At 62.2% G+C, this 10421-nt stretch carries 15 protein-coding genes; 9 read left to right on the plus strand and 6 right to left on the minus strand.

Annotated elements, in window-relative coordinates; translation table 11 throughout:
• The first annotated feature begins 1 nt into the window (after position 1).
• Positions 2-364 carry a hypothetical protein gene (locus WAQ08_RS02075; protein ID WP_422188978.1) on the plus strand — a complete coding sequence of 121 codons (363 nt, stop codon included), beginning with the start codon at positions 2-4 and terminating at the stop codon, positions 362-364.
• A gap of 28 nt (positions 365-392) precedes the next feature.
• On the opposite strand, the gene WAQ08_RS02080 is transcribed toward WAQ08_RS02075, so the two are convergent.
• Complete coding sequence (locus WAQ08_RS02080; protein ID WP_422188979.1) at positions 393-1886, minus strand: flavin-containing monooxygenase; 1494 nt, start codon at positions 1884-1886, stop codon at positions 393-395.
• A 249-nt stretch (positions 1887-2135) separates the two neighbouring features.
• Here WAQ08_RS02080 and WAQ08_RS02085 point away from each other — a divergent pair, with 249 nt between their 5' ends.
• From WAQ08_RS02085 to WAQ08_RS02110, 6 genes are all read left to right on the plus strand, one after another.
• Entirely contained in the window at positions 2136-2414 is a 279-nt protein-coding gene (locus WAQ08_RS02085) for a hypothetical protein (protein WP_422188980.1), read from the plus strand.
• 83 nt (positions 2415-2497) lie between these two features.
• Positions 2498-3115 (plus strand): TIGR02117 family protein, encoded by a 618-nt coding sequence (locus tag WAQ08_RS02090; RefSeq protein WP_422188981.1) that lies wholly within the window; start codon positions 2498-2500, stop codon positions 3113-3115.
• Between the two features lie 113 nt (positions 3116-3228).
• Positions 3229-4446, plus strand: coding sequence for a hypothetical protein (locus tag WAQ08_RS02095; RefSeq protein ID WP_422188982.1), 1218 nt, complete (start codon positions 3229-3231; stop codon positions 4444-4446).
• 20 nt (positions 4447-4466) lie between these two features.
• Positions 4467-4907 carry a hypothetical protein gene (locus tag WAQ08_RS02100; RefSeq protein WP_422188983.1) on the plus strand — a complete coding sequence of 147 codons (441 nt, stop codon included), beginning with the start codon at positions 4467-4469 and terminating at the stop codon, positions 4905-4907.
• Between the two features lie 22 nt (positions 4908-4929).
• A complete protein-coding gene (locus WAQ08_RS02105; protein ID WP_422188984.1) occupies positions 4930-5277 on the plus strand; it encodes a GFA family protein in 348 nt (115 codons plus the stop codon).
• A gap of 10 nt (positions 5278-5287) precedes the next feature.
• Positions 5288-5578: a hypothetical protein gene (locus WAQ08_RS02110; protein ID WP_422188985.1), complete on the plus strand. Its 291-nt coding sequence runs from the start codon at positions 5288-5290 to the stop codon at positions 5576-5578.
• Positions 5579-5638: 60 nt separating this feature from the next.
• Here WAQ08_RS02110 and tnpB read toward each other — a convergent pair whose 3' ends face one another.
• The 3 genes from tnpB to WAQ08_RS02125 form a co-directional block, all read right to left on the minus strand.
• Entirely contained in the window at positions 5639-5977 is a 339-nt protein-coding gene (tnpB, locus tag WAQ08_RS02115; RefSeq protein WP_422188986.1) for an IS66 family insertion sequence element accessory protein TnpB, read from the minus strand.
• A complete protein-coding gene (locus WAQ08_RS02120) occupies positions 5974-6198 on the minus strand; it encodes an IS66 family insertion sequence element accessory protein TnpB (RefSeq protein ID WP_422188987.1) in 225 nt (74 codons plus the stop codon). The genes tnpB and WAQ08_RS02120 overlap by 4 nt, the downstream gene beginning before the upstream one ends.
• 231 nt (positions 6199-6429) lie before the next feature.
• Positions 6430-7128 carry a PEP-CTERM sorting domain-containing protein gene (locus WAQ08_RS02125; protein WP_422188988.1) on the minus strand — a complete coding sequence of 233 codons (699 nt, stop codon included), beginning with the start codon at positions 7126-7128 and terminating at the stop codon, positions 6430-6432.
• A gap of 375 nt (positions 7129-7503) precedes the next feature.
• Between WAQ08_RS02125 and WAQ08_RS02130 the strand changes: the two genes are divergently transcribed.
• Positions 7504-7737: a hypothetical protein gene (locus WAQ08_RS02130; RefSeq protein ID WP_422188989.1), complete on the plus strand. Its 234-nt coding sequence runs from the start codon at positions 7504-7506 to the stop codon at positions 7735-7737.
• 118 nt (positions 7738-7855) lie between these two features.
• On the opposite strand, the gene WAQ08_RS02135 is transcribed toward WAQ08_RS02130, so the two are convergent.
• On the minus strand, positions 7856-8230 hold the full coding sequence (locus WAQ08_RS02135; RefSeq protein ID WP_422188990.1) for a hypothetical protein: 375 nt from the start codon (positions 8228-8230) through the stop codon (positions 7856-7858).
• A 274-nt stretch (positions 8231-8504) separates the two neighbouring features.
• A complete protein-coding gene (locus WAQ08_RS02140) occupies positions 8505-9224 on the minus strand; it encodes an MgtC/SapB family protein (protein ID WP_422188991.1) in 720 nt (239 codons plus the stop codon).
• Between the two features lie 150 nt (positions 9225-9374).
• Here WAQ08_RS02140 and WAQ08_RS02145 point away from each other — a divergent pair, with 150 nt between their 5' ends.
• Positions 9375-9914: an ATP-binding protein gene (locus WAQ08_RS02145; RefSeq protein WP_422188992.1), complete on the plus strand. Its 540-nt coding sequence runs from the start codon at positions 9375-9377 to the stop codon at positions 9912-9914.
• Positions 9915-10421: the final 507 nt, after the last annotated feature.

Consider the following 10421-nt stretch of genomic DNA (forward strand, 5'->3'; position numbering starts at 1 on the left):
CATGGCCACTACCGACTTCCTGGTCATCCACATCACCGCCGACCATGCGGAAACACCCATCGGCGAGGTTCGCATCGATGACGCCGGTACGCTGACGCTGCTGAGCGCGTCGCCCGAACAGACCGAGTACCTGGAGGATTGGGTCAAGCGCCTGAACGAGCGCGAGGGCTTCGTGCTGAAGGTGCCGCCGCCTGCCGAGGCGAACGTGCCGATGCTGTCGGTCTACGGGCGCAAGTTCTCACGCACCGATCCCACCTTCATCGCAGACTTGAAGGCCTATGTGAAGCAGCTGTACGGGATCAAGCTGCTGACCCAGGCCGAGCTCACGCAGGAGCTCGATGACCTGGGCAAGCAGGGGCTCTGAGCCCCTGCGTTCTGCCCCCTGGCGGGGGTCAGGCCGCCTTGCGCGGTGTGGCCGTCGGGGTCGCGCCCGCCACGCTCGGCTTGCGGAACGCCATCACGCCATCTTCCAGCTTGCCGTTGTGCAGCTGCTCGGTGTCCAGCGCGTAGTTCTGGTACAGCTTCCACGGCGCACGGTCGGCGCCCTTGGGCATGTAGGACTCAGCGCGGGTCACGTAGTTGGAGCTCATCTCCAGCAACGGGCCGGTCTTGATGTTCGGGTCCTTGCGTTCAGGCACAGCGATGCGCGTGCCCGTCTTGTCCATGTGCTTGAGCAGGCGGCACACGTACTCGGCGATCAGATCGGCCTTGAGCGTCCACGAGGCATTGGTGTAGCCCAGCGCGTTCGAGAAGTTGGGGATGTCGCTGAACATCAGGCCCTTGTACGAGATGTGCTGGTTCATCTCGATGGCCTTGCCGTCCACGGACATCGTCATGCCGCCGAACAGGCGCAGGTTCAGGCCCGTGGCCGTGACGATGATGTCGGCCTCCAGCGTCTGGCCGGACTTCAGCAGGATGCCCTTGTCGGTGAAGCGATCGATGTGGTCGGTGACCACCGAGGCTTTCTTCTTGCGCAGCACCTTGAACATGTCGCCATTGGGCACGGCGCACAGGCGCTGATCCCACGGGTTGTAGGGCGGCGTGAAGTGCTTCATGTCGAAGTCCTTGCCCACCTGCACCTGCACCTGCTTGAGCAGCACCTTGCGCATGAAGTTGGGGTACTTGCGCGACAGCTTGAAGATCCACTGGGTGATGAAGTTGTTGCGGGCGCGGCTGATCTTGTAGACCGTCATCTCGGGCAGGAACTTCAGCAGCAGGCGCACCATCGGGTCGAACTGCGGCACGGAGATCACATAGCTGGGCGTGCGCTGCAGCATGGTCACGTGCTTGGCCTTGTCCGTCATCGACGGGATCAGCGTGATGGCGGTAGCGCCCGAGCCGATCACGACCACACGCTTGCCGGAGTAGTCCAGGTTCTCGGGCCAGAACTGCGGATGGATGACCTGGCCGGTGAAGTCTTCACGGCCCTTGAACTCGGGCGTGAAGCCTTGTTCGTAGTTGTAGTAGCCGGAGCACATCATCAGCCAGTTGCAGCTGAGTTGCTTGGTCTCGCCGGACTTGAGCTGCACGGTCACCGTCCAGGTGGCGGTTTCGCTGTGCCAGTCGGCCGACACCACCTTGTGGCCATAACGGATCTTGCTTTCGATGCCGTTGTCGCGGGCGGTCTCGCGGATGTAGTTGCGGATGCGGTCACCATCGGCGATGACCTGGGGCTCGGTCCAGGGCTTGAAGTTGTAGCCCAGGGTGTACATGTCGGAGTCGGAACGGATGCCGGGGTAGCGGAACAGGTCCCATGTGCCGCCGCTGGTGTCGCGGCCTTCCAGGATGGCGTAGCTCTTCTCGGGGCAATGCGACTGCAGGTGGCGGGCGGCGCCGATACCGGACAGGCCAGCGCCCACGATCAGGACGTCAAATTGTTCAGCCATTGGGAAGTCTCCGTTCGAGGTCCGGGAAGGCAAACCATGATGCCCCAACCGGCCTGATTGTCATGTGATAACGAATGTGTGCACTTTATATCTGGCAACCATCATTGTCAAATTTAAGATTGGGGGCTGCCTGCCAGGATGAGACATATGCACGCCCCTCCCCCGTGAACGGGGGCCAGCCTCCCTGGGCAGGATCCCCAGAGAAACCCGGCCCCGGGCCTGTGGTCGAGCCCCCATATCATGATCGGCATGAACGACGAAAACATCAGGCAATTGCTCAACATCCTCAGCGGCATCGCGTCGTACAACGACAAGGGCTACATCTGGATGCGCCATGGTCCGGCGGAGGTAGAGCAGCAACAACAGGCCAGCCGCGCAGCCCTCGACCAGTTCATCGCGACCGTAGGCGAGGCGCAGTTCCCTGAGGCCGTGCTGACCGAACTGCGCTCGGACAGCCCCATCAAAGATGGCAGTGGCCTGGTCTACGAGCGGATCGAGGCCCAGTTGCGCACGGCAAAAAAACGTTGAACGCCATGCACCACGCCACCAGCAGGCCTGGATGCGGCCGACGTGAATCGCCCTGGTCCTGGGTGCCAAGGCTCATGATCGGTGTGGCGCTCCTTGTTCAATCCGCGTGCTGGGCGGCCGACGCCACGGGCCAGCAGGTCCGCATCCACATCGTCGGCAATGGCTGGCATGCCGGGCTGGTGCTCCCGGCTGCGGGTGTCAACGCCCAGGTCCCTGCCCTGCGTGAGCGCTTTCCGCAAGCCCAGCACTATGAAATCGGCTGGGGCGACATGGGCTTCTATCAAGCCCGCGAGGTCACGGTGGGATTGGCCGCGCAAGCGCTGTTCGCATCCAAGGGATCTCTGCTGCACGTGGTAGGACTGCCTGGCGCCCTCACACCGCATCTTCGTGGGGCCGATACCGCCGAGATCTGCGTGAGCAGTGAGCAGCATGAGCGCATGGTCCGCCTGATCGCCCAGACCTTCATGCACAACGCAGGCGGCCAACTGGAGCCTCGTGGACCGGGGCTGTATGGCGACAGCCAGTTCTACAACGCCTATGGCCGCTACAGCCTGCTTAACACCTGCAACCGCTGGACAGCCACGGTGCTGCAGGCCGCGGGCGTACAGATATCACCCAGGATCAGCCTGACAGCGGCCAGCGTGCTCCGGGCCGCACGTTCCCATGGAAGCGCCTGCCCTGCCGGCAAAGTGACGCCCTGATCGCACGGACATCCCTGGTTAACGCTCTGAAAAGTAGCGCCCCGGTTACGGCTGGCCGCAGCATAATATTTTGTTGCAATTTAAGCCCTCCAGCCCAGCACAGGAGCAAGCACATGGCCAAGACCAAGGTAACAACCCACAAGTTCTATGTGGTCGATCTGATCCGCAAGAAGCCGAACCTGCAGTACCTGGAGATTCCCAAGTACCGGGTGGACGTGCAGATCGATGTCACCACCAAGGGTCTGCTGTCGGCCTCCGAGGTGCCCTCGTCCGCGATGAAGCGGCTGGAAGAAGCCGCCCGTGGCGCGCTGGACACCTATGAAGAGACCATCGCCGCTGAAGCCGCCAAGCTGGATGAAAAGGTCGGCAAGCTGATCAACGAAGGTGGAGAGAAGGGCGTCGACGCCGCCAACAAGCTGATCCAGGGCGCCAACGCCTCGATCAAGAACGCGCTCGATTCGGCCGAGGGTGCCGCGCAGCAGGCCATCGAAGCTCGCCTGAAGAAGGAAGCCCAGGGCGACAGCAACCTCAAGGAAGCCCGCGCCCGCACCGCCCTGAAGTGGACGGCTGGCGCCATCTCGCTGGCCACCTCGGTGGCACGCCTGGTGGGCACGATGGGGGCCGACGTGGCTGCCTACATCTCCATCGCCAAGACCCTGGCCACCCTGGGCGCCGACCTGGTGCAGCAGGTCAAGAACGAAGAGAAACTGCGCAAGGATCTGGAAGGCGGCATCAAGACCTTCATCGAGCTGCGCGGCACCACACTGATGCAGGCGGCCAAGCGCCAGCTGGGCGACACCTCGGGCATCGACATCAGCCACCCGCTGGACGCCATCAAGACCATCGCCACCAAGGCCATCACCGCAGGCAAGGAAGTCACCAAGGGCCGCGATGGCAAGACCATCGCCAAGGATGTGCTTGACTTCGTCATCAAGGGCATCAAGGCCAAGCAGGGCGATGCCGAAACCGCCCGCAAGCACTACCGCGAGCACACCACCAAGACACGCCACAAGACGGACAGCATGTCCGTGGATGCCGACAAGCTGATGAAGGCCATGAAGGCGGCCAAGAACCTCAAGGACGGCGTGAAGATCGGGGCGGAGTGCATGTCGCTCAAGCGCGCCGTGTCGGCCATGGCCGCCAAGCTGATCGAGCGCGAGAAGTTCCTCGACGAGATGCAGGCGCTGATGGCCGGCAATGGCCTGACCATCGACGACAAGACCACGCTGCAGAAGATCAAGGAACTCGACAAGATGACCATCATCGCCGAGATCAAGGAAATGGCGACGCTGGCCAATGGCGTCAAGGGCCTGGTCACGGCGCTGGTCTGACCCCTCATGGCGCCATCCCCATGACGACAGCCGCCCACCTGTGCCTTGGGGCTTCCGCCCTGTTCCTGCTGGGCGGCCTGCTGACCGGCGTCTGGAAGTACGCCTGCATCGCCACCAGCCAGGATGCCACCGCGCCGGTGTACGTGGACATCGCGCACCGCACGGCGCTGATGTACTCGTTCGCCTGCCTGGTGATGCACCAGCTGGCGCCCTATTCACCGGTCAGCGAGCCCCTGACCCGTTGGGTGGTGGGCGTGCCCATCGCCTTCTTCGCGCTGGCGGTGGGATCCTACGTGTTGCACGGTATCCTCCGGGACACCGACAACCAACTCCGCACACCGCATCGCCTGGGGGCCTTCACGCTGCCGGGCATCGTGATGCGGCTCTTCATGGTGAGCCTGATCGTGGGCGAAGTCGGCGGGGTGGGCATCCTGGTCTACGGGGTGCTCACATCATCGTGAATCAACCCACAGGACCATCCACATGAAACACACTGGTAGCTGCCACTGCGGCAAGGTCGCCTTCGAGGTCGAAGGCGAGATCAAGGGCGCCCTGTCCTGCAATTGCTCGATCTGCCAGAAGAAGGGCTCGCTGCTGTGGTTCGTGCCGCGCACCGACCTCAAGCTGCTCACGCCGGACGATGCGGCGGCCACCTACACGTTCAACAAGCACGTCATCAAGCACCGCTTTTGCGCCAGTTGCGGCATCCACCCCTATGGCGAAGGCACCGACCCCAAGGGCAATGCGATAGCCGCCATCAACATCCGCTGCCTGGATGGCATCGACCTCGCGGCCATCCCCGTGCAGCATTACGATGGGCGCGCGCACTGAGGCCTTCCCTTTGAAAATCACCCCTACCCCTCTTACCGCGGCCCTGGCCGGTTTGTTCTCCGCCCTCACATGGCCGCTGCTGTGGAAGCACTTCGGGCACGCCGACTCGGCCGGCAGTGTGGAGCTGATCGCCGGCACGCTGCTGCTGGTGGCCCTGCCCGCACATGCCCTGGTGCTGGGCTTTGGCCGCCACGCCAACCCGACCAAAGGGCTGGACACGGCCATGCTCAAGCGCATCTGCGCATGGCTGGCGACTGCCGGCCTTACCGTGATCGTCGGCTACGGCTTCTCCGAGAGCTGACTACTATTCGTTTTCGGACAAGCGCCACCAACCGATTCACGGTTGACCTGCACGCATTGATCAGGCTCGCGTGATGACGCTCAGCTCGGGCAGGCGCTGCCACGGCAGGCCCAACACCAGCGCATCGAACTGAGTCGATGTGAGTGCCAGCGACGGCGTGGCGTTGGCCGCAACAGGCCATACGAAGCGGCCAGCATTGAGGCGCCGCGCTGCGCACCAGATGCCAAATCCGTCGTGCACGAGCAGCTTGATGCGCGTTCCACGTGCGTTGGCGAACAGGTAGCCATGGTGAGCCTGCGCAGCGCCGAACACCTGCACCACGCGTGCCAGCAGCCGGTCGGCACCAGCGCGCATGTCGATGGGCTCGGCCGCCAGCCACATCGCGTCGATGCGGATCATCGAAGCAGCTCGCGCATCCAGGCCGCGCACTCGCCAGCCGCGCTTGCCGGCCAGGTCATCGTGATTGCTGTGGCGCCGCGGTGCAGCTCGATGCGGATGTCGGCAGGCGGGAGCGGTGCGGCTGGAGGCGGCAGGCTCACCGGGACGAACGATGGCCTGCGTTCGGCGGGCGCGACATCGCGAACAGCGACGCTGTGGCCGGTACCGCTCGCCGGCTTCATCTCCGCCTCTTGGACCCATCTGCGCAAGAGGTTGGCTTTGTCGCCGCGGGCCATCGCTATGGCGGCTATCGAGACGCCAACAAAAGAACCAACATCTCGCGCCGCTCACCTGTTCGAAGGGGGTTGGGACGCGGCATCACGCCACTAACCCAGGAGCGAGCGGCATCGCACGATGCCGCCCCAAGAAGAGCGTCTCACCGCTCATCAACTGCGCACCAGCCCAGAACAGGCTTACACGCGCTTGCGACGCAGGGCGGATGCGCCCACAACACCCAGACCAGCGAACAGCAAAGCATAGGCACTAGGCTCCGGCACTGCAGCCGTGACCGCGGTGTATTGCAGGCTGAGGAAGCCATTACCGTTGAACGGCAGTTGCCAGCCCATGCCTGGCGTGGTGCCGCGGTAAGCATTGCCGAGCCCAAAACCGGAGACATCCGCAGCCGTCTGGGTGCGCGACAACTGGATGCCCGTGACGCTCGGATCGTCGCTGGTCAGATAGGCGACGTACTTGGTGCCGGCATTCAGGCTCAGGCCCAGGTTGTTGAACTGGACAGTCGTGACGCCGCTGGCGGCACTGAAGGTCTGAACAGCCGAAATGCTGGTCAGCAGGTTCGAGCCGACCGAATTGAGCGCCTGGTTCTTCTCATTGGTGTCCGGATTCCACTGAGCCACATTCAACTGCAGAGACAGGCTCTTGTCGCCGATCACGTAGAAGCTGAAGGAGGACAACACGGAATCGGATGTCAGCGCAAATACTTGGCCGACCTTGGGCGAGTCGCCGCTCGAGCTGGCGGCATTGCCGAAGTATGCAAAAGGCAAACCGGTGTTCGCACCGCTCGGAACGTTGGTGTAGGTGGCGGCGGAAACGCTGCCGGCAAAGGCCAGCATAAGGCAGGGAAGCGCTTTCAGCGAAAGGGCTGATCTGATCATGGTCGAACTCCTAAAGGCAAAGGCAAAGGTAAACGTCCGTGCAACGACCATGTGCCATGTGTCAGATCAGGCCATCGTCAGCACCGTGACAGTGCCCGACGGTACCTGGCAGCTATTACAGCAAAACGACGAGGGTGCATCAAGCCGTAGTCCCAACGCACTGGATTCGTCGCGTCCGACAACGACAGGTGAGCCGTCGCAGTGCTGCGGCCCGCTGTTTACCCGCTTGGTACCTTGGGCTTCAGCCTAGTCCGGACAGCTCCCACTTGTCTGCGGGGGAACAAGGGGCGGAGAGCCGATTCTTTGATCCTAGGCACTTCTGCCGTCGCAGTGGATCGCGGTTCAATGTGGTGAGCTGAGCCTGAAGGAGTCACCATGGCAACTGCAAGCATCCTCACGCAGACAGTGCATCAACGTACTCGGAAAGGGCAGATGGTGGCCGCCGCGCAGCCGCCGATGCTGGACGAGGCGCACACCATGCTGCTGCGCCTCTTCAACGGATTCACGCCAACGGAGTGGCTTGTTGAAAAGGCCTCAGTGTTCTTGGCGCAGCCTGATGTCATCGCACAAGAGCTTGAGCGCTCCGGCCTGATCGAGCGGGTGCACTGAAGGGACATCGCGGCGGATCAGAGCAATGCCTTGGCAATGAGCCGGCTAGAGGTCGTTGGTTCGAGTCCAATCGTGCCCCGACACTTTCAGCACCGGCAGGCTCACCCCAGATGACCGCTCAGTGACTCACCGACGACCGGCCCTGTCCGTGCGGCCGATGCGGGGCCGCCTCATCGCCTCCGCTGACATACGCGATCCAGCGATCGAGTATCACCTTGCGCCCGCTCGGCACGTCGATGGCTTCGATGATCCGGCCCAGTTGGATGACCAGAGGCTCGTCCTGAGGGCTGCGGCAGACCAGAACAAGCCGCTCAAGTGGCATCGTCTCAAGCACGTCGACCGTCTCGCTCTGGAACTGGCCGTCGCCGTCGATGTGCATCAGCTTCCACCTGGCCAGCGGCTCGAACTGCCGTTGCCCCAGGCGAGCCCAGGCTTGGCCGAGGACACTGGCCACAGAGTCGAGGAACGGGACTGCGTTGATGGTGCTGGCCATGATCTGCTCCAGGGGGTAAGCCTGGATCGTAGGCAGATGCGTGTCGAATGTCGCCCCGCCGAGGTGGCACCCGAAAGGGGGCTCACGGCTACCTGCAGCGCAACTGCGCCCAAAGCAGAAGACCTGAGCGGATTCCTGGGAGAGCCGCGTAGACCTGCAGCGAGCAGCGCCAGCCAACCTCAGGAGCAGGCCAGTGAGCCCCCCACGCCGGGTACATGCCAAAGGGCCGCGTCACCTGCTTGACAGCCCAAGCAGTAACCGCAGGCTTATACGCCTAGATCGAAGTGCTTGGACTCCAAAAGGCCTGTTTCACCGCGGGCATGGCCAGAAGGCGAGCCACCAGAGTGTCGAGTTGCTGCCCTTCAACGGCGGTCGATGCAAGCTTGACCTCGATCTCTATTTCTTCGTGGCCGAAGGCATGGACACGCAGATCCAAAGCGGGGAAGCTACGGTGCTCGAACTCTTCTTCGACCGCAGCCAGAACGACTTTCTGGTGAGCCTTGTCTGCGATCACGAAGACCGTATTGGTGACTTCGACAGAGCGGACGTCCAGCGGCTTGCTGTTGACGGCATTGACGACAGGCCGGAGAAGGGTATTTGCCGCCAGCACACACAAGGCGGCCAATAGTGCCTCGCCGATGAGGTCTGCGCCTGCAGCGGCTCCCACGGCCGCCGAGCCCCACAAGGTGGCTGCGGTGTTGAGCCCGCGCACGTTGCCTTCCTCACGCATGATCACCCCGGCGCCCAGGAAGCCGATGCCCGACACGACATAGGCCATCACGTGCGTAGCGCCTTCTGCACCTTGCAAGTGGCTCGCCAGATCAACAAACACTGCTGCGCCCACAGCCACCAAAACATTCGTTCTCAGCCCAGCCGTGCGCTGACGGTATTGGCGCTCAAGACCGATCAGGCCTCCCAGGATGAACGCTGCGGCCAGGCTCACAGCCGTATCTGTCAAGGAGCTCGGATTGATTTTTTGCAGGACAAGTAGCACGGCAAGACCCTCGGTTGCTCAAGTTGGGAACGCAGTATCGCAGCAGAGCCAGATGTCGGACACCGAGCTGGTACTCGTAGACCCGGCGGCCTGATTGGACCATCCACCGCTTGCGCCCCCTTGTTTAGTCTTACTGGAGTTGGAGGGTTGGTGGACTTTGTCCATTCAGCCGCGCCGCAGAATCATTTCATCGAGCAGTCAGTTCGTGAAGAGGTGAAGATGTTTCCCAAACAAGCATTGCGCGAACTGATCGCAAATACTTTGGTGCATCAAGACTTCTCCCTCTCTGGTGTTTCCGTGATGATCGAGATGTACACCGACCGGGTGGAGATATCCAATCCTGGGCTTCCGCCCATCGATGTGCAGCGATTCATTGATGACTACTGTTCGCGCAACGAGCGCCTTGCTGACCTGATGCGCCGGTTTGGACTCTGCGAAGAGAAGGGCAGCGCGGTGGACAAGGTTGTTGCGGCGGCCGAGGTCTATCAGTTGCCGGCCCCTGACTTCCGTGTGGGAGGGAACCGGACGACCGCCGTGCTCTTTGCTCACCAAGAGTTTGGTGACATGGATAAATCGGACCGTGTTCGGGCCTGCTATCAGCACTGCTGCCTGGAGTACGTCAGTAACAGGCGGATGTCCGTCAGTGCCATCACGCCCCCGATGTTGGTACCTACAGGCGTTGGTATCTGAGGTGCCAACACAGGTACCAACGAAATGTTGGTATGTGATGGTAGGTGCTGAGAGGCGCTGAGACAAGAAAAAACCGGCCTGCCCTAGGAGAGAGACCGGTTTTGATACGCCTTGAGATGGCGTGAGATGTCTAGATGGTGCCGGAGAAAGGCACCAGGGAATCGAACCGACGCCCCTAAGGCATTGATTCGTATGGGTAAACCGTGGTGGTTTTTAAGGGACTACCCACATTTCTACCACAGCAAAGGCCCGCCTCTCAGCCCTTCCCAGCTATCTAGGCCGTGGACATCACGGCAGTCATCCCGCAGGTCTTGCGAGGTTGGCAAGATGGCGACGGCAGCGGCAACCCATTCGCGGCCCCTTGGGGTCAACCAAACCCGCTGTCACGGATCGCCATAATGGAGCCAGCGATGTTCGGCGTAATGGAGCCAGTTTCTGGCTGCTGAACAGGGCTCCCGAAAGGGTTGAAGGACGGGTTATTTTGCCGCTTTTGCAGGGGCCGATTTG

The sequence above is a fragment of the Aquabacterium sp. genome (genome assembly GCF_049274795.1).
Taxonomy (GTDB): domain Bacteria; phylum Pseudomonadota; class Gammaproteobacteria; order Burkholderiales; family Burkholderiaceae_C; genus Aquabacterium.

Coding starts and splice junctions, on each gene's coding strand:
- WAQ08_RS02085 (WP_422188980.1), top strand. CDS start 2,136: ATGAACGACGAAAACATCAGGCAATTGCTCAACATCCTCAGCGGCATC.
- WAQ08_RS02130 (WP_422188989.1), top strand. CDS start 7,504: ATGGCAACTGCAAGCATCCTCACGCAGACAGTGCATCAACGTACTCGG.
- WAQ08_RS02125 (WP_422188988.1), bottom strand. CDS start 7,128: ATGATCAGATCAGCCCTTTCGCTGAAAGCGCTTCCCTGCCTTATGCTG.
- WAQ08_RS02105 (WP_422188984.1), top strand. CDS start 4,930: ATGAAACACACTGGTAGCTGCCACTGCGGCAAGGTCGCCTTCGAGGTC.
- WAQ08_RS02120 (WP_422188987.1), bottom strand. CDS start 6,198: ATGAAGCCGGCGAGCGGTACCGGCCACAGCGTCGCTGTTCGCGATGTC.
- tnpB (WP_422188986.1), bottom strand. CDS start 5,977: ATGATCCGCATCGACGCGATGTGGCTGGCGGCCGAGCCCATCGACATG.
- WAQ08_RS02080 (WP_422188979.1), bottom strand. CDS start 1,886: ATGGCTGAACAATTTGACGTCCTGATCGTGGGCGCTGGCCTGTCCGGT.
- WAQ08_RS02095 (WP_422188982.1), top strand. CDS start 3,229: ATGGCCAAGACCAAGGTAACAACCCACAAGTTCTATGTGGTCGATCTG.
- WAQ08_RS02135 (WP_422188990.1), bottom strand. CDS start 8,230: ATGGCCAGCACCATCAACGCAGTCCCGTTCCTCGACTCTGTGGCCAGT.
- WAQ08_RS02100 (WP_422188983.1), top strand. CDS start 4,467: ATGACGACAGCCGCCCACCTGTGCCTTGGGGCTTCCGCCCTGTTCCTG.
- WAQ08_RS02075 (WP_422188978.1), top strand. CDS start 2: ATGGCCACTACCGACTTCCTGGTCATCCACATCACCGCCGACCATGCG.